This is a genomic window from Rhodococcus sp. 2H158 (assembly GCF_053764755.1).
The window spans coordinates 12,036-36,663 of record NZ_JBSNCE010000035.1; the positions used below are offsets into that span (position 1 = coordinate 12,036).

The 24,628-nt window shown below is 71.3% G+C and carries 23 protein-coding genes and 1 pseudogene; 7 read left to right on the top strand and 17 right to left on the bottom strand.

The annotated features are described in order from the left end of the window. Entirely contained in the window at positions 1 to 981 is a 981-nt protein-coding gene (locus ACWPOB_RS25365) for an Rv0361 family membrane protein (protein ID WP_455402505.1), read from the top strand. 70 nt (positions 982 to 1,051) lie between these two features. On the opposite strand, the gene fbaA is transcribed toward ACWPOB_RS25365, so the two are convergent. Beyond that, complete coding sequence (gene fbaA, locus ACWPOB_RS25370; RefSeq protein ID WP_100057842.1) at positions 1,052 to 2,089, bottom strand: class II fructose-bisphosphate aldolase; 1,038 nt, start codon at positions 2,087 to 2,089, stop codon at positions 1,052 to 1,054. A 150-nt stretch (positions 2,090 to 2,239) separates the two neighbouring features. Between fbaA and ACWPOB_RS25375 the strand changes: the two genes are divergently transcribed. Next, positions 2,240 to 3,013, top strand: a complete 774-nt coding sequence (locus tag ACWPOB_RS25375) for a DedA family protein (protein WP_100057843.1) — start codon at positions 2,240 to 2,242, stop codon at positions 3,011 to 3,013. Positions 3,014 to 3,036: 23 nt separating this feature from the next. Continuing rightward, positions 3,037 to 3,702 (top strand): DedA family protein, encoded by a 666-nt coding sequence (locus ACWPOB_RS25380; protein WP_100057844.1) that lies wholly within the window; start codon positions 3,037 to 3,039, stop codon positions 3,700 to 3,702. On the opposite strand, the gene ACWPOB_RS25385 is transcribed toward ACWPOB_RS25380, so the two are convergent. The 5 genes from ACWPOB_RS25385 to ACWPOB_RS25405 all read right to left on the bottom strand — a co-directional run bounded on the left by ACWPOB_RS25385 (position 3,699) and on the right by ACWPOB_RS25405 (position 8,119). Further along, positions 3,699 to 4,763 (bottom strand): GTP-binding protein, encoded by a 1,065-nt coding sequence (locus ACWPOB_RS25385; RefSeq protein WP_100057845.1) that lies wholly within the window; start codon positions 4,761 to 4,763, stop codon positions 3,699 to 3,701. The two genes, ACWPOB_RS25380 and ACWPOB_RS25385, sit on opposite strands and share 4 nt — an antisense overlap. A 17-nt stretch (positions 4,764 to 4,780) precedes the next feature. After that, on the bottom strand, positions 4,781 to 5,941 hold the full coding sequence (locus ACWPOB_RS25390; RefSeq protein WP_100057846.1) for a glycoside hydrolase family 76 protein: 1,161 nt from the start codon (positions 5,939 to 5,941) through the stop codon (positions 4,781 to 4,783). A gap of 76 nt (positions 5,942 to 6,017) precedes the next feature. Further along, positions 6,018 to 6,683 (bottom strand): TrmH family RNA methyltransferase, encoded by a 666-nt coding sequence (locus tag ACWPOB_RS25395; RefSeq protein WP_100057847.1) that lies wholly within the window; start codon positions 6,681 to 6,683, stop codon positions 6,018 to 6,020. A 2-nt stretch (positions 6,684 to 6,685) separates the two neighbouring features. After that, positions 6,686 to 7,288, bottom strand: a complete 603-nt coding sequence (locus ACWPOB_RS25400) for a hypothetical protein (RefSeq protein ID WP_455402506.1) — start codon at positions 7,286 to 7,288, stop codon at positions 6,686 to 6,688. A 63-nt stretch (positions 7,289 to 7,351) separates the two neighbouring features. Next, positions 7,352 to 8,119 carry an SDR family oxidoreductase gene (locus ACWPOB_RS25405; protein ID WP_455402507.1) on the bottom strand — a complete coding sequence of 256 codons (768 nt, stop codon included), beginning with the start codon at positions 8,117 to 8,119 and terminating at the stop codon, positions 7,352 to 7,354. A 63-nt stretch (positions 8,120 to 8,182) separates the two neighbouring features. On the opposite strand from ACWPOB_RS25405, the gene ACWPOB_RS25410 reads away from it, so the two are divergent. After that, entirely contained in the window at positions 8,183 to 8,629 is a 447-nt protein-coding gene (locus tag ACWPOB_RS25410; RefSeq protein WP_455402508.1) for a hypothetical protein, read from the top strand. 36 nt (positions 8,630 to 8,665) lie between these two features. On the opposite strand, the gene ACWPOB_RS25415 is transcribed toward ACWPOB_RS25410, so the two are convergent. From ACWPOB_RS25415 to clpB, 9 genes and pseudogenes are all read right to left on the bottom strand, one after another. After that, positions 8,666 to 9,415, bottom strand: a complete 750-nt coding sequence (locus tag ACWPOB_RS25415; RefSeq protein WP_455402509.1) for a lysoplasmalogenase — start codon at positions 9,413 to 9,415, stop codon at positions 8,666 to 8,668. Between the two features lie 47 nt (positions 9,416 to 9,462). Next, on the bottom strand, positions 9,463 to 10,608 hold the full coding sequence (galK, locus tag ACWPOB_RS25420) for a galactokinase (protein WP_455402510.1): 1,146 nt from the start codon (positions 10,606 to 10,608) through the stop codon (positions 9,463 to 9,465). Further along, on the bottom strand, positions 10,605 to 11,711 hold the full coding sequence (gene galT / locus ACWPOB_RS25425; protein WP_455402533.1) for a galactose-1-phosphate uridylyltransferase: 1,107 nt from the start codon (positions 11,709 to 11,711) through the stop codon (positions 10,605 to 10,607). The genes galK and galT overlap by 4 nt, the downstream gene beginning before the upstream one ends. A 19-nt stretch (positions 11,712 to 11,730) precedes the next feature. Then, on the bottom strand, positions 11,731 to 12,270 hold the full coding sequence (gene pyrE, locus ACWPOB_RS25430; protein WP_100058743.1) for an orotate phosphoribosyltransferase: 540 nt from the start codon (positions 12,268 to 12,270) through the stop codon (positions 11,731 to 11,733). Between the two features lie 78 nt (positions 12,271 to 12,348). Next, positions 12,349 to 13,002, bottom strand: coding sequence for a LemA family protein (locus ACWPOB_RS25435; RefSeq protein ID WP_455402534.1), 654 nt, complete (start codon positions 13,000 to 13,002; stop codon positions 12,349 to 12,351). Positions 13,003 to 13,110: 108 nt separating this feature from the next. Further along, positions 13,111 to 13,899, bottom strand: a complete 789-nt coding sequence (locus ACWPOB_RS25440; protein WP_455402511.1) for an SDR family NAD(P)-dependent oxidoreductase — start codon at positions 13,897 to 13,899, stop codon at positions 13,111 to 13,113. A 49-nt stretch (positions 13,900 to 13,948) separates the two neighbouring features. Then, on the bottom strand, positions 13,949 to 14,608 hold the full coding sequence (locus ACWPOB_RS25445) for a type III secretion system chaperone family protein (protein ID WP_006931240.1): 660 nt from the start codon (positions 14,606 to 14,608) through the stop codon (positions 13,949 to 13,951). 30 nt (positions 14,609 to 14,638) lie between these two features. After that, positions 14,639 to 15,556 carry a DUF5666 domain-containing protein gene (locus ACWPOB_RS25450; RefSeq protein WP_455402512.1) on the bottom strand — a complete coding sequence of 306 codons (918 nt, stop codon included), beginning with the start codon at positions 15,554 to 15,556 and terminating at the stop codon, positions 14,639 to 14,641. Positions 15,557 to 15,581: 25 nt separating this feature from the next. After that, positions 15,582 to 18,131: pseudogene (gene clpB / locus ACWPOB_RS25455) on the bottom strand (ATP-dependent chaperone ClpB); the annotation flags it as partial. A 242-nt stretch (positions 18,132 to 18,373) separates the two neighbouring features. Between clpB and ACWPOB_RS25460 the strand changes: the two are divergent. Continuing rightward, positions 18,374 to 19,534 (top strand): FAD-binding oxidoreductase, encoded by a 1,161-nt coding sequence (locus ACWPOB_RS25460; protein ID WP_455402513.1) that lies wholly within the window; start codon positions 18,374 to 18,376, stop codon positions 19,532 to 19,534. An 8-nt stretch (positions 19,535 to 19,542) separates the two neighbouring features. On the opposite strand, the gene ACWPOB_RS25465 is transcribed toward ACWPOB_RS25460, so the two are convergent. Continuing rightward, on the bottom strand, positions 19,543 to 20,757 hold the full coding sequence (locus tag ACWPOB_RS25465; RefSeq protein WP_455402514.1) for a globin domain-containing protein: 1,215 nt from the start codon (positions 20,755 to 20,757) through the stop codon (positions 19,543 to 19,545). 192 nt (positions 20,758 to 20,949) lie between these two features. On the opposite strand from ACWPOB_RS25465, the gene ACWPOB_RS25470 reads away from it, so the two are divergent. Further along, positions 20,950 to 21,996, top strand: coding sequence for a hypothetical protein (locus ACWPOB_RS25470; protein ID WP_100056124.1), 1,047 nt, complete (start codon positions 20,950 to 20,952; stop codon positions 21,994 to 21,996). A gap of 32 nt (positions 21,997 to 22,028) precedes the next feature. Here the strand turns inward: ACWPOB_RS25470 and ACWPOB_RS25475 are convergent, their stop codons facing one another. After that, positions 22,029 to 23,582: an AMP-binding protein gene (locus tag ACWPOB_RS25475; RefSeq protein WP_455402515.1), complete on the bottom strand. Its 1,554-nt coding sequence runs from the start codon at positions 23,580 to 23,582 to the stop codon at positions 22,029 to 22,031. A 175-nt stretch (positions 23,583 to 23,757) separates the two neighbouring features. Here ACWPOB_RS25475 and ACWPOB_RS25480 point away from each other — a divergent pair, with 175 nt between their 5' ends. After that, positions 23,758 to 24,549, top strand: a complete 792-nt coding sequence (locus ACWPOB_RS25480; RefSeq protein ID WP_455402516.1) for an FAD-binding oxidoreductase — start codon at positions 23,758 to 23,760, stop codon at positions 24,547 to 24,549. The last annotated feature ends 79 nt before the right edge of the window (positions 24,550 to 24,628 follow it).

Genomic DNA, 24,628 nt, shown 5'->3' on the forward strand with positions numbered 1-24,628 from the left:
GTGCCGGATCCGAAGAACGAAGACACCACCACGTCCCCTGATCCGGCGACGGACACCCCCGGGTCCTCCGCGGAGCACGACGACGCCGAGGACCCGGCGCCGCGCGCGGGCTCGGAGCGCGACACCCCCGGCAACGACGCGCCGGCCCCGGCCGGCGCCGCGGATCCCGCCCCCCGCGCCGGCGTCCCGGACACGCCGGCCGCACAGTCCGAGCCGGCCGAGGCGAGCGAGGCGGAGACCGTGGCCATCCCGGCCACGCGTCGCGCCGAGCCCGCGCCCTCTCCCGCCGACGCACCCACCGCACGCATCCCCGTCACCACGCACACCCCCAAGCAGGCGCCGCAGCGGATCGAGCCCGATCGGGCGGCCGGACGCGCGGAGCCGCAGCGGGTCGCCCCCCAGCGCGCCGAACCGCCGCGCGTCCAGCCGACGCGGGTCCCGCCGCCCCGGCCGGAGGCGCGGCGTGTCGAACCCCAGCGCATCGAACCCCAGCGCGTCCAGCCGGTCCCGGGGCCGCAGCGCATCGACCCGGTCGCACCAGCCCGGCGCGGCCGCCGGGGCTGGGCGATCGCGGCCCTCGTCGCGGGCCTGCTCGTCGTCGCCGCGGTGGCGGCCGCGGCCGTGAAGGTCTACCTGGACGACCGGGCGGCGAACTCGCCGGAGGCTCGGATCCGGACCACCGTCGAGACCTTCGTCCGGGCGCTCGCCGCCGGCGACCTGACGACGCTGCGCACCACGACGTGCGGCGGCCTGCAGGAGTTCTACGCCTCGGTGCCGCCCGAGCAGTTCGCCGACATCCACCGCACCGCCGTCGACCAGGGCACCGTGCCCGTCGTCACGGGCATCGACAAGGTGCAGATCACCGACGGCCAGGCCATCGCGCAGGTGACGGCGCACCCGGCCGGCACCCCGACCGACGTCACCCAGCGCACCTTCGACCTGGCCCGGGAGGGTGAGGACTGGAAGGTCTGCGGGGAATGAAACGACACGAGCGGTGACCGCGGGCCGGGCCCGCGTCACCGCTCGTGTGAGGTGACCGCGCAGGGGCGGATCAGCCGGCGGACACCGACCGGCCCGCGGACCTGAGGTCGTTGCAGGCCTCGACGACCCGAGCGGTCATCGACGCCTCGGCCTTCTTCAGGTAGCTGCGCGGGTCGTAGGTCTTCTTGTTGCCGACCTCGCCGTCGATCTTCAGCACACCGTCGTAGTTGGCGAACATGTGGCCGGCGATCGGGCGGGTGAACGCGTACTGGGTGTCGGTGTCGACGTTCATCTTCACCACGCCGTAGCTCAGCGCCTCGTCGATCTCGGACTTCAGCGAGCCGGAACCACCGTGGAAGACCAGGTCGAACGGCTTCGAGCCGGCAGCCAGGCCCAGCTTCTTCGAAGCGGCGGCCTGGCCGTCGGCCAGCACGGACGGCTTGAGCTTGACGTTGCCCGGCTTGTAGACGCCGTGGACGTTGCCGAACGTCGCGGCGAGCAGGTACTTGCCCTTCTCACCGGCGCCGAGCGCGTCGACCGTCTTCTCGAAGTCCTCGATCGAGGTGTACAGCTTCTCGTTGATGGCGTTCTCGACGCCGTCCTCTTCACCGCCGACGACGCCGATCTCGACCTCGAGGATGATGTTCGCGTCCTTCGACAGGGCCAGCAGCTCCTGGGCGATCTGCAGGTTCTCGTCGATCGGGATGGCCGAGCCGTCCCACATGTGCGACTGGAACAGCGGGTTCTCGCCGTTCTTGACCCGCTCCTGCGAGATGGCGAGCAGCGGGCGCACGAAGCCGTCCAGCTTGTCCTTCGGGCAGTGGTCGGTGTGCAGCGCGATGGTGACGTCGTACTTCGCGGCGATGACGTGCGCGAACTCGGCGAGCGCGACGGCGCCGGTCACCATGTCCTTGACACCGAGGCCGGAGCCGAACTCGGCGCCACCCGTCGAGAACTGGATGATGCCGTCGCTGCCGGCGTCCGCGAAGCCCTTGATGGCGGCGTTGATGGTTTCGGACGAGGTGCAGTTGATGGCCGGGAACGCGAAGGAGTGATCCTTGGCGCGGGCGATCATCTCGGCGTAGACCTCGGGAGTCGCGATTGGCACGGCGGCTGTCCTCCAGATGAGAGTCGATGGGTGCCTCCCCGGGGGTGCGGGAGGCGCCAGGGTTGTCCCTGCAGTATGTCAACTGTCGGCGCGGGGACACAGTCGGGTGCCCGCCGTGATTCGGGCCACCGGCCTCCCACCGGTACTCTGGTGGCCGTGAGTGTGCTCGGAGGCCTGGAGTCCGTGACCGTCGTCCCGGAGACCGTGACGAATCTGGCGTTGCTGCCGGGATTTCTGGACCCGGTGAACCTGCTCAATTCCTTCGGCACCTGGGTGCTCATCGGCCTGCTGCTCGTGGTGTTCATCGAGTCGGGTCTGCTGTTCCCCTTGCTGCCGGGCGACTCGCTGCTCTTCACGGCGGGCCTGATCGCCGCCTCGAAGTCCGAGGAGATCCCGCCGTTCGCGCCGCTGTGGGTGCTGATGGTGACGATCCCGATCGCGGCGATCCTGGGCGACCAGGTGGGCTACTGGATCGGCGCCAAGGGCGGCACGCGCCTGTTCAAGAGCTACGACGCGAAGATCCTCAACAAGCAGTACATCGACCAGTCCGAGGACTTCTTCCAGCGACACGGTCCGATCACGATCGTCCTCGCCCGGTTCGTGCCCATCGTGCGCACCTTCGCGCCGGTCGTCGCGGGCGCCTCCCGCATGCGGTATCCGGTGTTCCTCACCTACAACATCGTGGGTGGTGTGCTGTGGGGCGCCGGCGTGACGCTGCTGGGCTACCTGCTCGGTCAGATCGCCTTCATCCGCGACAACATCGACATCATCTTCCTGCTCATCGTGTTCGTCTCCGTCGTCCCGATCCTCCTCGAGGTCGGCAAGCACCTGATCGCCAAGCGCAGGGCCGCGGCCGTCACGGAGGCCGAGGCCACGGCCGACACGGTGCCGGTGCCGACGACCCGTCGCGACACCACGCCCTGAGCACGCGCGCGAACGCGTCCTCCATGATTCTCGCCGCGGAAACCTTCGGTCCTCTCGAAACCGCCGGGCCCGCCCTGGTGTGGCTCGTCGTCGTGACGTTCGTGTTCGTCGAGTGCGCGATCATCCTCGGACTGTTCCTGCCCGGGGACTCCATGCTGCTGACCGCCGGCGTCGTGCTGGCCGCCCACCATTCCGGTGCGGCGCAGGTGTGGGCCCTGGCGGTCGGCGCGATGGTGGCCGCGATCGCCGGGAACCAGGTGGGGTACGTGATCGGCCACCGGCGCGGCCACCACCTCATCGCCCGCCGCAACGGCCGATACCTCAACGCGGCCAACCTGCGGAAGGTCAATGTCCTGCTCGACCGGCACGGGTTCTGGGCGGTGCTGATCGCCCGCTGGATCCCGTGGGTGCGCACGCTGTCGCCGCTGGTGGCCGGGGCCGCCCGGATGAACCACACCCGGTACACGATCGCGTCGACGATCGGCGCGATCCTGTGGGCGCCCGTCCTGCTGCTCGTCGGGTTCTACTTCGGCGAGTACCTCGAGCGGGTCTCGTGGCTGCTGCCGACGGTCCTCGCCGTGATGGCCGCCGTCCTCGTCGTGGGTACCGTGCTCGGCGTCCGGCAGTACCGGATCGAGATGGCGCGGCCCGCGGTGGACGTGGAGATCGCGGACGTCGACCCCGACTAGGAGTGCCCGGCCACGAGAGCCGGATCCAGGAGGCGGCGCGGGGTGTCCGGGTCCAGGCGCACCCCGATGAAGACGATCTCCTGGCCCGGCGTCTCGCCGGTCAGAGACCACGGCTGCGCCGGTTCGAGCATCAGGTTGGGACCGGCCTGCGACCAGATCGCCGCGGTGTCCGGGTCGTCGGCGAACCAGCAGAAGCCCTTGCTGCGCAGCACCCCGTGCAGGTTCTCCACCGCCGCCTCGAGCCGGCCGCGGTCGAAGGGACGGTCGGCGCGGTAAACGACGCTGCGGATCCCGTACTCCTCGGTCTCCGGGGTGTGACCGCCGGCGAGTTCCTCGGCCCAGCCCGGGGCGAGCGCGGCCGCCTCCGGGTCGTAACGGCCGGTGCCGAGGACCTCGTCGATCGGGACGGCGCCGTGGACGGTGCGCAGCAGCCGCGCCGTCGGGTTGAGCCGGCGCAGCGTGGCCTCGACGGCCCCGGCGACGGCGTCGCTCACCAGATCGGTCTTGTTGACCAGCAGCACGTCGGCGAACTCGACCTGGTCGACGAGCAGGTCGGAGATGCTGCGCTCGTCGCCTGCGCCGGCCTCGAGCGCGCGGTCGTCGAGGCGGTCGCCGCGCGCGAGCTCGGCGAGGAATGTGGCGGCGTCGACGACGGTGACCATCGTGTCGAGGCGCGCGAGCTGCCCGAGGCGGAAGCCGTCGTCGAACTCCCAGTCGAACGTCGCGGCGACGGGCATGGGCTCGGAGATGCCGGTCGACTCGATCACGAGGTGGTCGAACCGGTTCTCCCGGGCGAGCCGCGCGACCGTCTCGATCAGATCCTCGCGGAGCGTGCAGCAGATGCAGCCGTTGGTGAGCTCGACGAGCTTCTCGGTGGTGCGGTCGAGGCTGCCCTGGCCGGCGACGAGCGCGGCGTCGATGTTGATCTCGCTCATGTCGTTGACGACGACCGCGACGCGCGCGCCGTCGCGGTTGGCGAGGATGTGGTTGAGCAGTGTGGTCTTGCCCGCGCCGAGGAAGCCGGAGAGCACGGTGACGGGCAGGGGCGTCGCGACGGTCATGCCGTCGACGATAGCCGTTATCGATAACCGTTTTCAAAACGGGTGCCGTCGGGCCGCGCCGCGCTCGGCCCGGGCGCCCGCTCGTCGGCCACGGCGTACGCCGACTCCATCAGCATCCACCCGCTCAGCTGCACCGACAGATCCCGCTCGGCCACCCCCGAGCTGCGCACCGTGCCGCCGGAGAAGCGCGCGATCCCGGGGGCCGTTCCCGGCAGCCGGGCCTGCACGGACCAGTCCCGCCCGAACAGGGGCAGCCCCTCGATCTGCAGGCGGTTCGCCCACGCGGCCTGCGCGGACGCGAGCACGATCCGCGCCGCGACCCGACGGGCCCGTTCGTCCTCGGGATCGACCACCGGCAGCGTCGTCGCGACCATCGCCAGGTACCGGACGAGGATGCCGTTGAACAACCCACCGTCCCCACCGCCGCCGCCGGTGATCACCCCCCGTTCGGTCAGCTGGTGGTCGACGGCCTCGACGAGGGCGTGCACCCGCTCCCGGTGCCGCGGATCGCCCATCCGCACCGCCAGCTCCGTCTCCAGGCCGAGCACGACGCCCTGGCAGTACGTGTAGACGGCGCGCTCGACCCGGTCACGACGGATCCCGTCGAAGATCAGGCCCGTCTCCGCGTCGCGCAGCGTCTCGTGGATCCAGTCCGCCATCTCCTGGGCCCGCAGCAGCTTTCCGGTGCGGGCGAGCAGCAGACCCGCCGGGCCGTTGGCCGGGGTGTTGTAGAAGTCGTCGCGGCGCCGCCACGGGATGCCGCCGCCCCGCTCGGGCGCCCACGCCGCGAACAACTCGTTCTCGAGGACGGCGATGGCGTCGCGGCGGTCGACGTAGAGGTGCCGTTGCGCCCGCTCGAGCGACAGGCCGAGCCAGGCCATGTCGTCGAAGTAGTTGTTGGTCCAGCCGGCGAGGTTGCGGATCCGGTGCGAGCGCGTCAGCCGCAGCACCCGGCGCCGGCGCCGCGGCGTCGCCTCCCGCTCGGCGGCGTCGACCGCAAGATCGATCAGGTGGGCCTGCCACCAGTAGTGCCAGGTGAGGAAGAGCCGTTCGCGGCGCACCGCCGGCCAGCCGACGACCCCGAGCGCGGTGCCGGGCAGCGCCCACAGCCGCCGCACGTGCCGCGACATGACTGCAGCCTCCGCGAGATCCGCCCGCTCGGCCCACACATCCGACATGTCGTCGCCAACCTCGTCTCACCGTCGCTACCGATACCAGCTTTCCCCTATCGGCCGCTCCCCGTCGAACGTTTCTTCACCAAGCCCGGTCGAGATCGGCGTGCTGCCGGATCCAGGCGTGCATCGCGATCCCGGCGGCGACGCCGGCGTTGATGCTGCGGGTCGAGCCGAACTGGGCGATGGACACGGTCGTCGCCGCGACCTCCCGCGCCCGCGCCGTGACACCGGGCCCTTCCTGGCCGAACAGCAGCATGCATGCGCGGGGCAGCTGCGCGGTCTCGAGCGGCACTGATCCGGGTGTGTTGTCCACCGCGACGATCGTCAGTCCCCGTTCGGCCGCCCAGTCGATCAGGGAGTCGACGTCGGGGTGGTGCACGAGATGCTGGTACCGGTCGGTCACCATCGCGCCGCGACGGTTCCAGCGCCGACGGCCGACGATGTGCACGGCGGCCGCCGCGAACGCGTTGGCGGTGCGCACCACCGTGCCGATGTTCGCGTCGTGCCCGAAGTTCTCGATCGCCACGTGCAGCGGATGACGGCGGGTGTCGATGTCGGCGACGATCGCGTCGCGCGTCCAGTAGCGGTAGGCGTCGACGACGTTGCGGCGGTCGCCGCGGGCGAGCAGCTCCGGATCGTAGCGCGGATCCTGCGGTGGTTCGGTGCCGAACTCCTCGGCCCACGGGCCGCACCCGTGCGGGTGCTCGCCCCACTCGGTGGGGCCGGGAGCGTCGTCGAGTTGCACGGTCAGAAGGTCGTGTTGGAGCCGGCGGCGATCGTGAAGCCGTGACCGGTGGCGTCGTTGGCGCAGGTGACGTCGGCGTCGGTGGTCTCGCACGTGTAGCCGAGCTTGCTCAGCCGCGATCCGCTCGGCAGCACCGGGTCGTCGCCGCCGGAGGTGTAGACCGAGCCGCCCGAGCACATGAACTCCGCGGGGCCCGCGTCCTGTACGCGAATACCGTTGCCCCAGTTGACCATACAATTCTCGGGACGCGGGGGGACCGGATCGGTGGCGCCCTCGCAGCCGGCCTCGGTGCGCGAGGGGAGTTTGACGATGCCGCAGCGGAACCCGCCGTCGGGGCTGGTGAAGTAGTACGACTCGTTGCGCTCGTACTGCACGTCCGCCAGCGTCGGCGGCGCGCTCTCGGGAGCCGGCGGCGGCGTGGTCGTCGTGGTCCCGGTGGCCGACGTGGTCCCGGGGGCCGTCGGCGCGGGTGCCACGGTCGTGGTGGTGGTCGTGGCGGCCGCGCTCGCCGACGACGCGGCGGCCGGCTGCTCCACGCCCTCCGCGGACCCTCCGCACCCGGCCAGTGCCAGCACCGCCACCGCGGCCGCACCGATCGACGACATCCGACGCACGTTCACCCGACTCCCTTCCGTCGCTGATCCGTCCGCCACTCTAGCGAGACCGCGTCAGCTGCCGGTCACCCACCGGTTGACCAGGCGATTGAGCCGGGTGGGCGTAACCTGCGCGAGGGCGGCGAACGCCTTGGCCTGCCAGCCCACCGCGTGGTGCACGCCCGACGGCCGCCGCCCGGGGCGGGTCAGGTCGTAGAGATCCCGGGCGACGTCGTCGGCGGTGAGCCGGATCCCCAGCCGCCGCGTGGCGCCGACGTTCAGGTCTCGGGTCATCGCCGTTTCGACGAACAGCGGCCACAACGCGATCACCCGGACGCCGTGCGGGGCCCATTCCAGATCGAGCGCCTCGGTCAGCCCGCGCACGGCGAACTTGGTGGCGCTGTAGGTCGCGAGTTCCGGCTGGCCGTAGAGCGCCGACGCCGAACAGAGGTTGACCGCCTGGGCGCCGGGCGTGCGGCGCAGGTACTCGAACGCGCTGTGGCAGCCGATGATCGTGCCGGTGACGTTGACGTCGACCATCTGCCGGTGCCGTTCGAGCGCGGTCTCCTCGAACGGTCCCGACGCCAGGAGGCCGGCGTTGTTGACGAGCAGGTCGAGGGTGCCGTCGGTGCAGAACCCCTTCAGCGCCCGCTCCCAGCCCAGCGCGTCGGTGACGTCGAGAAGGCCGGTGACGATGCCGGGCTGCTCCGCGGCGAGCACCTCGAGGCCCGCCGCGTCGACGTCGACGGCCGCGACCCGGTAACCGCGGCGGGCGAAGAGCAGGGCGGTGGCGCGGCCGATCCCCGAGGCGGCGCCGGTGACGAACACACTGGGTGAATTCATGGATGCAGCGTAGCGACGACGGACGTGGCGCAGGTCACGGACTATCCTGGCATCGGAGGAGCAATGAACCACGTTCGAGTCGTTCGTGCCGTCGCGTTCGTCACCGCCGGGTACATCGTCGTCCTGGCGCTGTGGCTGGGCCTGTTCGTCGGCAGCTCCCCCGAAGGCACCGTCCCCTACCAGATCATGTTCCTGCTGGCCGCGTACGGCTCGGCGCTGGGCATCGCCATGATCCTCGCCGGGCGGCCGCCGCGCGCCGACCGCCGCCTCGCCCGCCGCGGCCTCGAGGGCTGGGCCACCATCACCTCGGCCCGGCAACTCGGCCACACCGTCGACAACGGCGAGCTGACCGAATTGGACCTCGACCTGACGGTGCCGGGCTCCGAGCCGTACCACGGACGGGTGCTCTACGAGGTCGCCCGCGAGGATCTCGCCCGGTTCGAGCCCGGCCGGGTCGTCGGCATCCGGGTCGACCCCCGCGACCGCGACCGGATCGTCCTCTGCCCGTAGGCGACGTGCGCACGAAAGTGCCTGGCGCGCCCGTCGTTACCCGCGCAAGTAGTCCCGGCGCGCGCGAGTGCCGTCCCGGCCGAGGGCGAGCATGCCCTCGACGAGGAGCAACTGCGCCAGCGTGTACGTCGCGAGCACGAATCCCTCTGCCGCGGCCCGGGTCCGCTGCGACCGCAGCAGCACCCGCCGCACGACGATGGTGCCGTCGGACAGGGTGAAGACCAGGCCGCCGGCGCCCAGCCAGCTGCGCCGGTCCTCGTTCGGGATCGGCAGTCCGGCCACCCGGCGCGCGCCCGGGGCGAGCGCCGGATCCGCGGCGAGGGTCGCGGTGGTGCCCAGCAGGGCGCCGTACCCGGTCAGCGGCGCCGCCACCTCCGGAGACCGTGCGCCGAGCAGACCGGCGGCCCCGAGCGCCGCGACCGCCCGCGGCACCGCCGCCGACCGCGTCGGACGGGCACCCCGACGCGCCAGCAGGGCCGAGTAGCAGGCCTGCATCACGGCGAACGACGACGCACCGCGCAGCAGCCGTGCGTCGTCGTCCGGATCGATCATGAACACGTCGCCGACGGTCGCACCGGTCAGCCCGAGCAGCAACAGGGCGGTGTCGAGCCGGTCGGTGTGCGGGGCGTGCCGCAGCACCCGCACCGCCAGCGACGGGCCGATCAGCGGCTTGGCGACCCGCTGCAACCGCTCGTTGCCGAGCACCCCGCCCACGACCGTCGCCGCCGCGGCGGCGGCGAACACCGCATGCTCGGCGTTCCACTTGTCCCGGCTGAACCATCCCATGGCCGGCAGCGTACCGACCCGCACGACGCCACCCGGCCGGCTTTCCCTCAGGAGCAGCGCCGGGCGCCCGCCGCCGCCACCGCACGCAGGAACTTCGGCCGCGGCAGGCCGCGCTCGCGGGCGGCCGCCGTCACCGCCTCCGCCACCGCGGCGACGTCCGTCGCCCGGCACAGCGCGATCGCGGAACCGCCGAATCCGCCGCCGACCATCCGGGCCCCGAGCGCCCCGGCGGCGCGAGCGGCGTCGACGGCGCTGTCGAGTTCGACGGAGCTGACCTCGAAGTCGTCACGCAGCGACCGGTGCGCCGCGTCGAGCAGCGGCCCGAGCCGGTCCGGGGCGTCGTCCCGCAGCGCGGCGACGGCGGCGCGCACCCGGGCGATCTCCGTGACGACGTGCCCGGCCCGGCGCCGCAGCACCGGATCGGTCAGCGCGTCGAGCGCGGCCACGGTGTCGACGTCGCGCAGACTCGTCACGCCGAGCCGGCGCGCGGCCTCCTCGACGTCGCAGCGCCGCTGCCCGTACGGCCCGTCGACGAGGCGGTGCGGCGCGTCCGTGTCGACGACGAGCAGCGCCAGGCCGTGCGATTCGAGATCGATCGGGACGTGCTCGACCGCTCCGGTCGCGCAGTCCAGCAGCAGTGCACGACCGGCCCGGCCGCGCAGCGCGATCTGCTGGTCCATGCCGCCGGTGGGGGCGCCGACACAGTCGTTCTCGGCTCGCGTGCAGGCGGCGGCGAGGGCGGCCCGGCCGGCATCGTCGACCGGCAGCCCGTACAACTCGGCCAGGGCGAGGGCGACGGCCGCCTCGAGCGCCGCCGAGCTGGACAGACCCGCCCCCACCGGCACGTCGGAGGCGATCGCGACGTCGACGCCCGTGAACCCGGGCGGGTCGAGCGTGTGAATCACCCCGACGACGTAGGCGGCCCAGCCGCCGGTGCGTCCTTTGGGCGGCTGGAGCAGCCCAAAGGACACACCGGCGAAGCCCTCGCTGACGAGCCGCACCGCCCCGTCGTCGCGGCGACGCACCGCCGCCGCCGTGACCTGCGGCAGCGCCAGGGGCAGGCACAGCCCGCCGGCGTAGTCGACGTGCTCACCGATCAGGTTGACCCGCCCCGGCGCGCACCACACCCCCTCCGGTACCCCACCGAACTCCCGGGCGAACTCCGCCGCGGCGGCCGCGCACACGGTCGTCATCGGGCGAGCTCCCGCAGCCGCGCCGCGATCCGTTCAGCGGAGGTGTCGCTGATCCATACACCCATCGCGGACTCCGATCCGGCCAGGTACTTGAGCTTGTCCGCGGCGCGGCGCAGCGAGAAGATCTGGCAGAACAGACGACCGTACGGTCGCTCGTCGCCGACCGGCGCCTGGTGCCAGGCCGCGATGTAGGGGACGCGGTCCACGCCGTCGAAGAACAGGTCCACGCGGCGCAGCAACTCCCGGTAGGCCACCGCCAGCTCGTCGCGCTCGGCGTCGTCGAGGGCGGCGAGATCCGGCACGTCGCGATGCGGGGCGAGGTGTACCTCGATCGGCCACCGCGCCGCGGCCGGCACGTAGGCGGTCCACCGCCGTCCGGACCACACGATGCGCATGCCCGCCCGGCGTTCGGCCTCGAGCACGTCGCGTTGCAGCAGCCGGCCCGTCGCGGCGTGGTGCGCGCGGGCCCGCTGCACCAGCACCTGCGAGCGCGCCGGCAGAAACGGGTAGGCATAGATCTGCCCGTGCGGATGTTGAAGTGTCACACCGATTTCCACGCCACGATTCTCGAAGCAGAACACCTGCCGCACGTCGGGGGCCGCCGAGTGCTCGGCGGTGCGGTCGGCCAGCGCGTCGAACACCGTGCGGGCCCGCGCGACGCTCAGGTCGGCGAACCGGGCGTCGTGGTCGGCGGTGAACGCGACCACCTCGCAGCGGCCCGTCGCGGGCCGTCGCGGCCACAGCGGGTCGCCGTCCACCGGACCGGCGACGGCGCCACCCGGCCCGAGGGCCGGGAAGCGGTTCTCGAACACCACCACGTCGTAGTCGTCGGCGGGGATCTCGGTGGCGGCCCGGCCCGGACGGGTGGGGCACAGCGGGCAGTCCGCGGGGTCCGGCAGGAAGGTGCGGTCCATGCGGTGCGACGCGGAGACCACCCACTCCCCCGTCAGTGGGTCGAAGCGGAGTTCGGACGCGGCCCCGGCCGACGGTAGCCGCCGCGGGTCGTGCCGCTCCCGCACCGCGCCACCACCGACGTACGGCTCGGTGTCGTCGAAATAGAACAGTGCCCGGCCGTCCGCGAGGCGCGTCGCGGTCCGTCGCACCCGCCCGGCCACGGAAAACCTAGGAGTCCTGCAGTCCCAGGTCCTGCAGGCCCAGCAGGTAGCGGTACTCGACACCCTCCGCGGCGATCACCTCGCCGGCGCCGGTGGCCCGGTCTACGACGGTGGCCACACCCACGACCGTCGCGCCGGCGTCGCGCAGGGCCTTGACCGCGGTGAGCGGAGAGTTGCCCGTCGTGGTCGTGTCCTCGACCACCAGGACGCGCTTGCCGAGCACGTCGGGGCCCTCGATCTGCCGCTGCATGCCGTGCGCCTTGGCGGCCTTGCGGACGACGAACGCGTCGATCGGGCGGCCGGCGGCGTGCATGACCGCGAGCGCCACCGGATCGGCACCCATGGTGAGGCCGCCGACGGCGTCGAAGTCCCAGTCGGCGACCAGTTCCCGGATGAGCTTGCCGATCAGCGGGCCGGCCCGGTGGTGCAGGGTGGCGCGGCGGAGATCCACGTAGTAGTCGGCCTCTTTGCCGGACGACAAGGTCACCTTGCCGTGCACCACCGCCAGTTCGCGAACCAGCGCAGCCAACTCCTCGCGATCACTCATCGCAACCCCTCACCGTCTCTCGTTCCACGCCGCGCCCCGAGGACGCCGGCGACGACGAGCCTAGTCGGGGTCCGACGGTCAGGCCGCGACGGTGTCCGATCCGCCGGTCGGCGCGTCCGATCCGCCGGTCGGCGCGTCCGATCCGCCGGTCGGCGCGTCGTCTCCGGGGGCGGAGGCGGGAGCCGTCGCGGCGGGTTCCGGCGGGGCCACGGCGGTGGGGGCGGGCGGGACCGCGACCTCGAACAGCGGAACGGGTCCGACCGCGGCGAGGCGCGCGAACACCGAGGCCGGGAAGGTGGTGGCCGCGGTGTTGATGGCGCGGCCGAGGTCGTTGTGGACGCGGGCGGCACCGGCGATGCGCTGCTCGCGGGTCTGCAACTCGCGGGCGACGCGGATGAACGGCCAGTGGTTGACGCCGTCGAGGACGCCGATCAGGTCGTGCAGGGCCGCCGACAGGGTGTTCTCGGCCGCGGCCCGCTCGCCCAGGGGCAGCCGCTGGTCGCGCATGGCGATTGCCAGGGAGCGGGCTCCGACGACGGGGCTGAGCCGGCTGCGCTCCATGCCGGCGCCGGCGGAGGCCGCGACGAGGGCGGGCACCTGGTCGTAGCGGTCGTCGAGTTCGTTGGTCAGCAGGCGCAGGCTGTCGCGGTGACGCAACTTCAGCACCCGGAGGCGGCGGACGGCGGCGCGCGTCCACAGCAGCAGTACCACCACAACCGCAACGACAATCACAAGAGCCACAGACGTCACAGGGCGAAATCTACCGCGAGGCCGAGGTGGCGCCCGAGTCGCGACGCGCCGTGTCGTCGCGCCGTGTCCGGACCGTTACCTGCGGTGAGCCTACGTCCGTCCCCGGCCGCGGCCGACCAGGTTGGTCGCCCTGCGCACCAGGTTCTTCGGGACGAGCCGGCCCACCGTCGTGAGCACCTTGTACTGCAAGCCGGGAATGCTGATCACCTTGCCGGCCTCGAGGTCGGCGAGGGACGTGCGCACCACCGTGTCCACGTCGAGCCACATCAGTTCCGGGATCGAGCTCATCTCGATCCCGGCCCGCTCGTGGAACTCGGTGTGCACGAAGCCGGGGCACAGCGCCTGCACCCGCACCCCGGTGCCGGCGAGACCGCCGGCCAGCCCCTCGGTGAACGAGACGACGTAGGCCTTGCTCGCCGAGTACGTCGAACCACGCCCGGAGAGCAACCCGGCGACGCTGGCGACGTTGACGATGCTGCCCCTGCCTGCCGCGATCATCGGCGGCAGCGCGGCCCGGGTCAGCTGCATCACGGCGGTGACGTTGACGTCGAGCTGCGACTGCAGCAGAGCGGGGTCGGCGGTCCAGAATTCGCCCGACGTGCCGAACCCGGCGTTGTTGACGAGCATTTCCACGCCCTCGGCGAGGCGCCGCGCGACGGCCGCGCGGCCGTCCTCGGTGGCCAGGTCTGCGGCGAGGATCTCCGAGGTGGTGCCGAAACGCGACGTCACTTCGTCGGCGAGGGAGCGCAGGCTCTCCTCATGACGGGCGACGAGCACGAGGTCGTACCCCTTGCCGGCGAGCGCGCGCGCGAAGCCTGCGCCGATGCCGGACGTGGGGCCGGTGACCAGAGCGACGGGCCGGGTGGCAGCGGAAGTCATGGGGCAAAGCTAGCGCAGCGCGCCGGCCGTTTCCGGTGACGCGGTGTGCTCAGCGCCGCGCGGAGGGGCGGCCTGGGTCGTGCGCGACCCGGTCGAGTTCCTGCGGCTCCACGATCGGCGGCAGCACGTGCAGGATTCCGGAGAGCCGGGCGACGGTCTCGATGGCCGAGTCCCATTCCCGGCCGGTGCTGCCCACGGGGATCGAGCCGAGGGTCCATTCGCCCTCGCTCCACAGCATCTGCACGTGCGGCGGGATCGACTCGGTGTAGGCGACCATGCGCTGGTCACAGATGCGGCGGGCGATCTCGAGGTCGGTGGCGAACACGATGCGTGGCCCGATGGCGCCGAGCAGGTTCATGTCCGAGTCCTTCGGCGGCGGCGTCGACTTCAGGCGCAGGTCGATGTCGACGTCGGAGCCGACCTTGCGGCGCACCGCGACGATCGTCGCGGTCTCCTCGATGTCGAAGAGGATGAACTCCTCGCCGCGGCGGATGCCGTGGACCACGTCCACCGCACCGAGATACTCCTGCTTGGCCAGGGCCGCCCGGTGCCAGTGCCCGGGCAGGGTGTCGTCGGCCGCGCTGTACTTGTAGCCCTGGGCGCGCGCCCAGATCTCACGCACGCGGCCGGACTGTTCGCGGCGCGTGCGGTCGATGTAGAGCAGCACCAGCGCACCCGCAAGTGCGATCGCCGCCAGTCCGAACCACATAACCGTCATCGAGGGTCAGCCTATCGCGTTCTAGTTGCCCGGACCGCCGAAGGACGGCAGGGACGCGCTGACCACAGTGTCGGCGATCATCTCCCCGTTTCGCAACGGCGAGCCCTGCGCGACGACCGAGTCGCCGACCCGCAGCGCCGACGGATCGGAGCCCGCGAGCGACATGATCTGCGTCTCGGGCGTGAGCCGCACGGTGACACTCGAGCCGCCCATGCCGCTGAGCGTGAGGGAGGTGCCGTCGTTGGCGGTGATCGTGCCGACGACGGTGCCGGCTGCGCCGATGACGTCGCCGAGCCCGCCGGGCAGCTGCTCGAACGGCAGGCCGGGCACGGCCGGTTCGGTGGTGGGCGCGGGCGTCGTGGGCGCGGGCCGGGGCACCGTGGTCGTGGTGGTCGGGGCCGCCGCGCTGCGCTGCTGCGGGTCGTCGCCGCTGCCGCCGCTGAGCAGGTAGCCGCCGAAGCCGGCCAGCACGATCAGCGCAACCGCGGCGAGCAGGATCAGGCCCCATCGGCGGCGCCGGGGCGGCTTCGCGTCGAGCGCCGGGTACTCGCCGGTGTGCGGCGGGGTGGGTGGCGCCGCCCCGTACTGCTGGGTGTGCGGGTACTGCTGCGCCGAGGTGTACTGCTGGGTCGGCGCGTACTGCTGGGTCGGCGCGTACTGCGGCTGGGGCCCGTAGGAGCCTGGCTGCTCGAACGCCTGCGTCGGGTTCGGGGGCGCCGCCGTCGGATCGAACCGGGGGTCGTACGCCGGGTAGACCAGGGTGGGGTTAGCCGGCGGACGGCCGTACGCCTCGGTTGGGTCGGCGGTGTGCAGGACCCGGGTGTCGTCGGCGTCCGGGTCGGTGCGGCCGGTGCCCGTCGCGCGCGCGTCGTCCTCACGCCCCTCGTCGAGCGAGTAGGCGCGTTCCTGGGGGGTGCGCGGATCGTGCGGGTTCGTCATGGTCCCTCCAGGTTAGGCGCTGCGCGCCGATCACGAGGTGGTCGCCGTCGTCGCTGACGCCCACCGAGACGGTGTCGCCGTCCTTGATGTCCCCGGCCAGCAGCTTCTTGGCGAGCTGGTCGCCGATCGACTGCTGGATGAGCCGGCGCAGCGGACGCGCACCGTACTGGGGGTCGTAGCCCCGCACGGCGAGCCAGAACCGGGCCGAGGTCGACACGTCGAGCGTGAGCCGCCGGGCCGCCAGACGCCCGGCCAGCTGCTCGAGCTGGATGTCGACGATCTGCTCGAGCTGCTCCTCGGTCAGCGAGTGGAAGATCACCACGTCGTCGAGCCGGTTGATGAACTCCGGCTTGAACGCCGCCCGCACCGCCGCCATGATGTGCTCCCGGTCGCCACCCGCACCGAGGTTCGAGGTGAGGATCAGGATCGTGTTGCGGAAGTCGACGGTGCGGCCCTGCCCGTCGGTGAGCCGACCGTCGTCGAGCACCTGCAGCAGCGTGTCGAACACGTCCGGGTGGGCCTTTTCGACCTCGTCGAACAGCACCACCGAGTAGGGGCGGCGACGCACCGCCTCGGTGAGCTGGCCACCCGACTCGTAGCCGACGTAGCCGGGAGGGGCACCGACGAGCCGCGCGACGGAGTGCTTCTCGCTGTACTCGGACATGTCGATCCGCACCATGGCGCGTTCGTCGTCGAACAGGAAGCCCGCCAACGCCTTCGCCAGCTCGGTCTTGCCGACGCCGGTGGGGCCGAGGAACAGGAACGACCCGGTGGGCCGGTTCGGGTCGGCGACGCCCGCCCGGGAGCGGCGCACCGCGTCCGACACGGCCTGCACGGCCTCGTCCTGGCCGACGACCCGCTTGCCGAGCTCGGACTCCATGCGCAGCAGTTTGGCGGTCTCGCCCTCCATCATGCGGCCGGCGGGGATGCCGGTCCAGGCGGCGACGACGTCGGCGACGTCGTCCGGGCCGACCTCCTCCTTGAGCATGACGTCGCCGTCGGAGGCGGCTCCGGACGCGGCGGCGGCCTTCTCCAGTTCCTTCTCCAGCTGCGGGATGCGGCCGTAGCGCAGCTCCGCGGCCTTGCCGAGGTCACCGTCGCGCTCGGCGCGTTCTTCCTCGCCGCGCAACGCCTCGAGCTGCTCCTTGATCCCCCGCACCGAATCGATGGCGGTCTTCTCGTTCTGCCAGCGGGTGGTGAGCTGGTTCAGCTTCTCGCGTTCGTCGGCGAGTTCGGCGCGCAGCTTCTCGAGCCGGTCCTTGGAGGCCTCGTCGGTCTCCTTCTGCAGCGCCATCTCCTCGATCTCGAGGCGACGGACGATCCGCTCGACCGAGTCGATCTCCTCGGGGCGCGAGTCGATCTCCATGCGCAGCCGGGACGCGGCCTCGTCGACGAGGTCGATGGCCTTGTCCGGCAGGAACCGGGAGGTGATGTACCGGTCGGAGAGGGTGGCGGCGGCGACGAGCGCGGAGTCGGTGATGCGCACGCCGTGGTGCACCTCGTACCGCTCCTTGAGCCCGCGCAGGATGCCGACGGTGTCCTCCACGCTCGGCTCGCCGACGAGCACCTGCTGGAAGCGGCGTTCGAGGGCGGCGTCCTTCTCGATGTACTTGCGGTACTCGTCGAGGGTGGTGGCGCCGACGAGGCGCAGCTCACCGCGGGCAAGCATGGGCTTGATCATGTTGCCGGCGTCCATCGCCGATTCGCCGGTCGCGCCGGCGCCGACGATGGTGTGCAGCTCGTCGATGAAGGTGATGACCTGCCCGGCCGATTCCTTGATCTCGTCGAGCACGGCCTTGAGGCGTTCCTCGAACTCGCCGCGGTACTTCGCTCCGGCGACCATCGACCCGAGGTCGAGCGCGATGACGGTCTTGCCGCGCAGCGACTCGGGGACGTCGCCGGCGACGATGCGCTGCGCGAGGCCCTCGACGATGGCGGTCTTGCCGACGCCGGGCTCGCCGATGAGCACGGGGTTGTTCTTGGTACGCCGGCTCAGCACCTGGACGACGCGACGGATCTCGTTGTCGCGGCCGATGACCGGGTCGAGCTTGCCCTCCCGGGCGCGGGCGGTGAGGTCGGTCGAGTACTTCTCGAGCGCCTGGTAGGTGCCCTCGGGGTCCGGGCTGGTCACGCGGGCGCTGCCGCGGACGGTGGTGAACGCGTCGCGCAGCGCGGCGGGGGTGGCGCCGTGCCCGACGAGGAGCTTGGCGACGTCGGAATCGCCGGCGGCCAGGCCGACGAGCACGTGCTCGGTCGAGACGTACTCGTCGTCGAGTTCGGTGGCGAGGTGCTGCGCGGCGGTCAGGGCGGCGACGGCCTCCCGGCCGAGCTGCGGCGTGGTCGTGGCGCCCGTAGCGCTGGGCAGCCGGTCGACGAGTGTCTGCGCCTCCCGGTGCACGACGGTCGGGTCGACCCCGACGGCCTTGAGCAGCGGCGCGGCGATGCCGTCGGTCTGGTCGAGCAGCGCGACCAGCAGGTGGGCCGGACGGATCTCCGGGTTGCCCGCAGCGGACGCGGACTGCATGGCGGCCGTCATCGCCGCCTGGGTCTTGGTGGTGGGATTGAACGAGTCCACTGCGAACCCCTTCCCTTCATTGAGCGAGCCGGTATCAATTCTGCACCCGCAAGCCTCCCGCCGCGGGCGTTCGCATGCTTCAACGGCGTCAAAGTTGAGTTTGTTCCGCTCAACTTTATCGAGCCGTGTGACCTGTGGCACATCGCGGGGGTCATCGAGCCGCCCGACGTCGATTGTGGCCGAAACACCGCCGCGGGACTACAGTGGCGGCCGACCAGCAGAGACGGCGAGCGGGAGGGTGCGTGGAGGCCTTCGCCGTCGCCCGCGTCCAGCTCAGCTTCGCGTCGATCGTCGCGACACCCGGCGGCGGCGAGCGCTTCGCCACGGCCTTCTACACCGCCCTGTGGAGCGATACCGTCGGCATCCGCGAGCTGTTCCCCGCGGGAATGGAGACGATGCGGCAGCGGTTCGCGACCGCCGTCGGCTGGGCGATCAACCGGCTCGGCGACCTCGACACCGTCACCGCCTTCCTCACCCAGCTCGGCCGCGACCACCGCAAGTACGGCGTCCGGCCCGACCACTTCCATGCCGCCGGCCGGGCCCTGCACACCGCCGTGCGCGAGTGCACCCCGCCCATCCTCTGGACCGACGCCCTCGACCGCACGTGGTCCGGGGTCATCACTTACCTCGTCGACACCATGGCGGCCGCCGCGGCCGAGGACGACCTGCCCGCCGCGTGGGGCGCCACCGTCGTCGGCCACGAGCGGGTGCTGCCCGACCTGGCGATCATCCGGCTCGAGACGGACTCACCGATCCCGTACCACGCCGGGCAGTACATGAGCGTGCAGATCCCGCAGCGACCGCACATGTGGCGGTACCTGTCGGCGGCGATCCCCCCGAACCCGTACGGACAGATCGAGTTCCACGTCCGTCGCGTGTCCGGCGGCTGGGTCAGCCCGGCACTGGTCGGCGACACCTCCGTCGGTGACCGCTGGGTGATCGGGCCCCCGCTCGGCGGCCTGCATGTCGACCGCGACAGCGGGGAGGACGTGCTGATGATCGCCTCCGGTACGGGCCTCGCACCGCTGCGTGCGCAACTGATGGAGATGGGCATGCGGGGCGACAACCCACGCGTGCACCTGTTCTTCGGCGGCAAGTACCCCTGCGACCTCTACGACCTGCAGACCCTGTGGCAACTGGCCACCACCAATCCGTGGCTCACGGTCGTGCCCGTCGTGGAGGAGACCGAGAACCCGTGGTGGCACCCGGTTCCCGTCGAAGATCCGCCGCCGGGCCTGCACAGGACCCTGCACGGCAAGCTGGGAAAGGTGGTCTCACAGTTCGGCTCCTGGGCCGACCGGCAGATCCAGATCGCCGGCTCCCCGTCGATGATCAAGACCACCCTCTACGCACTGTCCGCGGCCGGGACCCCACGGCAGAACATCAGCTTCGATCCGCTGTAGGCGGCGGGTCACGGCAGCCATTTGTCGGGACCGAACACCTCGTAACGGATGTTGCCGTCCGGCACGTTACGGGCCAGCAGCGACGTCCGGACCGACTCCATGAACGGTAGCGGACCGCACAGGTATACCCGGGAATCCGGCCGGATATCGATCTCGTCCATGTCGATTCGACCGAGCCGGGTGGTGTCGGTAGCCGACCGAACACCGAGGTCCTCGTACCAGTGATGCAGTTTTGCGCCGGGTAGCCGATCGACCAGCTCGACCAGTTCCTGCCGGTGCGCGTGCCGCGACGGCGCCCGGTCGGCGTGCAGCACCGTGACGTAACGGTCGGTTTCGGTGCGCGCGAGATAGTGCAGCATCCCGATGATGGGTGTGCAGCCGATGCCCGCCGAGATCAGCAGCAGTGGGTCGCTGCTGTCGTCGAGCACCAGATCCCCGAACGGCAGTGACACGTCCAGCTCGTCACCCTCGAACACGTTGTGATGCAAGAACACCGACACCTCACCGGCCGGAATCTCCGTTCCGTCCTCGGCCGTGCTCGGACCGATCGCCTTGACGGTGATCCCCCAACTGGTGCGCTCCGGAGCTCGGGTGAGGCTGTACTGACGGATCTGCCGGGCGCCGTCCGGAAGTCGCACCGCCACCGACACGTACTGGCCGGGCCGGGCCGCCGGCAGCGTCGTCCCGTCCGGATTCGCCAGCACGAACGACACCGTGTCCGGCGACTCCTGGACGCGCCGCGTCACCACGAGACGCTGCCACACCCGTCCCGGCTCCACACCCGCGTCCTGGTAGAGCCCGTCCTCGATCGAAATCAAGGCCCGCGCCATCTCCCAGTACACCTCGTCCCACGCCGCCGCGACCTCCGGCGTGACCGCCTCGCCGAGAACCTCCACGATCGCCTCGAACAGGTGTTTGTGCACGATCTCGTACTGGTCGGCGACGATCCCGAGCGAGGCGTGCTTGTTCGCGATCCTGGCGAGCAGATCGTCCGGCTGCGGAACGCTCTCCGATACCAGCAACGTCGCGTACGCGGCGATCGCCCCCGCGAGGGCGCGCTGCTGGTCGCCCTGCGCCTGGTTGCCGCGGTTGAACAGGTCCCGCTCCAACTCCGGGTGCGCGGCAAACATACGGCGGTAGAAGATCGGGGTGATGTCGCCGATCGCAGCACCGACGACCGGCAGGGTCGCGCGCACCACGTCGGCGGACTCGACTGAAAGCATTACGCCTCCCAGGGATGTCCGATGTGTCACTACCACGCTATAGGCGGCTGCGCCGCCGGTGTGTCCTTTGGGCGGCTCCGACCGCCCAAAGGACACACCGGGTTATCCCCACCCTCCCGGTTCGTCCACAGATTGCGCCGCTTCACCCTCTGCCGGCCTCCGGAGACGATCCACGCCCGAATCATGGCTCCCATGCCAGTTCTTCCGGACGTGCCCGAACTCGATCGGATCGTCGCGTTCCAGCACGGCATCGTCACCCGCGCCCAGCTCGAACGTCACGGACACACGTGGCCGTGGATCCGGCACCGTCTCGAGTACGGGCGGTGGCAGCAGGTGCTCCGTGGCGTGTACTCGGTGACGACCGGCCCGCTGTCCCGGCCCGCGGTTCTGGCCGCGGCCGTCGCGTTCTGCGGTGACGCCGGCATCCTCAGTCACCGCACAGCCGCCGAAGAATGGGGGATGCTGTCCCACGACCCACTCGAACCGGTCCATGTCACCGTGCCGGTGGGATCGTCGACCAAGGGACAGGCTGCCACCTTCGCCACGGCGAGGCCACGCGGCATCCGGCTGCCGCACCTCGGCGAGATGCTCCATCCGGGGGTGATCGTCCACCGCAGCCGGGCCCATGCGCACATCGGGGTGCCGACGATGCCCCCGCGCACCGGCCGGGCCGACACCGCGCTCGACCTGGCGACGGCCGCGCCCACCTCGTACGACGGCTACATCCGGTTGATCCGGGTCGTCACGGACAGTCGTATTCCGCTGTCGGAGATCCGGCGGCGGATGCAGGAACGAACCCCGTTCCGATACCGGAAGGCGCTCGAGGATGCGGTCCGATTGCTCGCCGACGGCGTCCAGTCGATGCTTGAACTCCGTTACGCGACCGAGGTGGAGCAACGGCACGGACTTCCCCTCGCACGTCGACAGACGCCGGTCGTCGTGGATGGGCGGACACTGTACGAGGACTGCACGTACGACGGTCACGGTGCCGCGTTGACGGTCCGGCTCGACGGACGCAGGTTCCACTCGATGGCGGAGGTCGCCTTCCGGGACCGTCGCCGCGACAACGCCGCCGAACTGGCCGGGCGTTCCCGCCTGGTGTACGGCTACGACGAGGTCAGCCGGGACCCGTGCGGCGTTGCCGAAGAGGTCGAGACCGTCCTCGTCCGGCTCGGGTGGCGACGCAGCGCCGACAACAGGTGCAGCTGCGCTGCCGGTGTCTCCTTTGGGCCCCCCTGACCGCCCAAAGGACACACCGGCGGCGGAGCCGCCTACCGGTACGACGCGCGCAGGGTCTTCTTGTCCAGCTTGCCCAGCGGGGTGAGCGGCAGCGCGTCGAGGAAGTCCACCGACTTCGGTGCGTGCACCGAACCCTTTGCGGCGCGGACTCTCTCGATCAGCTCCTCCGCGCGGACCGACCGGCCGTCGCGCAGCACCACGCAGGCCTTGACGGCCTCGCCCCACTTGGCGTCGGGCACGCCGACGACCGCGACGGACGCGACCGCCGGATGCGCGGAGATGACATCCTCGATCTCGCGGGGGAAGACGTTGAATCCGCCGGTGACGATCATGTCCTTCTTGCGGTCGACGATGGTGAGGAAGCCGTTCTTGTCGGCCCGGGCGACGTCGCCGGTGTGCAGCCAGCCGCCCCGCAGCGCCTCGGCGGTCTCGGCGGGCTTGCCGAGGTATCCCTTCATCACCAGCGGCCCGCGTACGCAGATCTCCCCCAGTTCCCCGCGCGGCACCTCGTTCAGGTCGTCGTCGAGCAGCTGCACGTCGAGCCACGGGACCGGCCGCCCGCACGTGGCGAGGCGTTCCGGATCGTCGGCGAGGTGGTCCTCCTTGCGCAGCACGGAGATGGTCATGCCGCATTCGCTCTGCCCGTAGAACTGGAAGAACACCGGGCCCAGCCGCTCGAGGCCCTCCCGCAGCCGCGCCGGGGACATCGCCGACGCGCCGTAGAACAGGGTCTCGAGGCTGGACAGGTCGCGGCGGTCGACATCGGGGTGATCGAGCAGCAGGTAGATCATCGTGGGCACCAGCATGGTGGCGTTGATGCGGTGCTTCTCGATCGTCTCGAGCACCAGACCCGGCTCGAAATACGGCAGCACGTAGAGGGATCCGCCGCGCAGCAGCGTCGGGACGAAGAACGCGGCGCCGGCGTGCGAGAGCGGCGTGCAGATCAGGAAGCGCGGCTCGTCGGGCCACTGCCATTCGGCCATCTGGATCTGGGTGAGCGTCGCGCCGGAGCGGAACGAGCCCATGACACCCTTGGGTTTGCCGGTGGTGCCGCCGGTGTAGACGATGCTCGACGTGTCCTCGGCCGCCACCGGCGCGGCGACGAGCAGCTGCGGCGTGAACTGTGCGGCCAGGGCGAGGATGTCGGTGCCGACATCCGACGGCCCGAGGGAGAAGACGTTCTTCAGCGTCGGCACCTGCGCCTTCAGTTCGGCGGCGCGTTCCTCGAAGTGGTTCGGATCGAAGATGAGGGTCTCGATGGCGGCGTCGTCGACGATGTAGAGGTGGTCCGACAGCGAACCCATGGGGTTGAGCGCGCTGTTGCGGCAGCCGGCGACCATCGTCGCGCCCATGGAGATGAGAACCTCGGGGCGGTTCTTCGACAGCATCGCCACCGACGATCCCCGCCCCACCCCGACCGAGGCGAGCGCCTGCCCGAACCGGCTGATCTCGTCGCGCATCTCCCCGCCGGTGAGCACCACGTCGCCGAGGTACAGGGCCGGCTTCTCGGCGCTGCGCTCGAGGGCGGTGATGAGCAGGTCCGCGGTGAACACGGGCCGATGCAGGTCGGCGTACTCCTCGGTCATTGAGAGTCCTTCTCCTCGATGGTCAGCGTGGTGACGGCTCGACGTGGCGGGGATCACCCCTTCGTCACCATAACCGCTCCGGCGGCAGAATTGGAACATGTTTCATTTCGGGACGGGGCTGCGGCCCTGCCCTAGAGTGGGGCCACCTTCACGCTCGAGCACCGGGAGTCACACCATGCAGCCGGCCGGACAGACCCTGCACACCACCGACACGGTGTGGTCGGCGACCGTCGTCGAGCACCACCGGATCCGCCACGACGTCGCGGTGGTGCGCCTCGAATGCGACGACACGATGGTGCCGTTCGCGCCCGGGCAGTACGTCGACGTCACCGTGCCGCAGCATCCCCGGCTGCCGCGCCGCCTCTCCCCCGCACTGCCCCCGTCGCTCGACGGCAAGCTCGAGTTCCACGTCCGTACCGTCCCCGGCGGCTGGGTCAGCGGCAGCATCGTCACCGCCACCCGGCCCGGCGACGTGTGGACGATCGGCACGCCGCAGGGCGGCAACCTGCACGTCGACGACTCCGGCCGCATCGTGATCATGGTGGCCGGGGGCACTGGCCTGGCCCCGCTGAGGGCGCTGATCCTCGACGTCGCGCGCCGGCCGAACCCGCCCCAGACCTTCCTGTTCGTCGGCGGCCGCACGCCCCGCGACCTGTACGCCGCCGACATGCTGATCCTGCTCGCCGAGACGCTGCCGTGGCTGACCGTGGTGCCGGTGGTCGAGTCGGTCGACGATCCCGGGATCCCCGACGAGTGGTACGACCGCATCGTCACCCACGTCGGGGATCCCGGGTTCCACCCCGACGAGCTGCTCGAGGGCAGCCTCGACGACGTGGTCACCTCCTACGGAGCGTTCGGCGACCACCAGGTGCTCGTGTGCGGGTCCGCGGCGATGGTCCGCGCGACCCTGCACACGCTCGTCGAGACCGGGACCCCCGCCGAGAACGTGCGGTTCGACCCGTACTGACCGGGCTACGACGGCCGGCCGGTTGACCGGGCGGTACGCCCGCGACGATACTCGAGGGGGCCACCAGCGCGACGAGTGA

Bases quoted from the DNA above. Each gene is read 5' to 3' on its own strand.
- ACWPOB_RS25380 (WP_100057844.1), top strand. From the start codon at position 3,037: ATGATTCTCGCCGCGGAAACCTTCGGTCCTCTCGAAACCGCCGGGCCC.
- ACWPOB_RS25385 (WP_100057845.1), bottom strand. From the start codon at position 4,763: ATGACCGTCGCGACGCCCCTGCCCGTCACCGTGCTCTCCGGCTTCCTC.
- ACWPOB_RS25390 (WP_100057846.1), bottom strand. From the start codon at position 5,941: ATGTCGGATGTGTGGGCCGAGCGGGCGGATCTCGCGGAGGCTGCAGTC.
- ACWPOB_RS25400 (WP_455402506.1), bottom strand. From the start codon at position 7,288: ATGTCGTCGATCGGTGCGGCCGCGGTGGCGGTGCTGGCACTGGCCGGG.
- ACWPOB_RS25405 (WP_455402507.1), bottom strand. From the start codon at position 8,119: ATGAATTCACCCAGTGTGTTCGTCACCGGCGCCGCCTCGGGGATCGGC.
- ACWPOB_RS25410 (WP_455402508.1), top strand. From the start codon at position 8,183: ATGAACCACGTTCGAGTCGTTCGTGCCGTCGCGTTCGTCACCGCCGGG.
- ACWPOB_RS25415 (WP_455402509.1), bottom strand. From the start codon at position 9,415: ATGGGATGGTTCAGCCGGGACAAGTGGAACGCCGAGCATGCGGTGTTC.
- galK (WP_455402510.1), bottom strand. From the start codon at position 10,608: ATGACGACCGTGTGCGCGGCCGCCGCGGCGGAGTTCGCCCGGGAGTTC.
- pyrE (WP_100058743.1), bottom strand. From the start codon at position 12,270: ATGAGTGATCGCGAGGAGTTGGCTGCGCTGGTTCGCGAACTGGCGGTG.
- ACWPOB_RS25440 (WP_455402511.1), bottom strand. From the start codon at position 13,899: ATGACTTCCGCTGCCACCCGGCCCGTCGCTCTGGTCACCGGCCCCACG.
- ACWPOB_RS25445 (WP_006931240.1), bottom strand. From the start codon at position 14,608: ATGTGGTTCGGACTGGCGGCGATCGCACTTGCGGGTGCGCTGGTGCTG.
- ACWPOB_RS25450 (WP_455402512.1), bottom strand. From the start codon at position 15,556: ATGACGAACCCGCACGATCCGCGCACCCCCCAGGAACGCGCCTACTCG.
- ACWPOB_RS25465 (WP_455402514.1), bottom strand. From the start codon at position 20,757: ATGCTTTCAGTCGAGTCCGCCGACGTGGTGCGCGCGACCCTGCCGGTC.
- ACWPOB_RS25470 (WP_100056124.1), top strand. From the start codon at position 20,950: ATGCCAGTTCTTCCGGACGTGCCCGAACTCGATCGGATCGTCGCGTTC.
- ACWPOB_RS25475 (WP_455402515.1), bottom strand. From the start codon at position 23,582: ATGACCGAGGAGTACGCCGACCTGCATCGGCCCGTGTTCACCGCGGAC.
- ACWPOB_RS25480 (WP_455402516.1), top strand. From the start codon at position 23,758: ATGCAGCCGGCCGGACAGACCCTGCACACCACCGACACGGTGTGGTCG.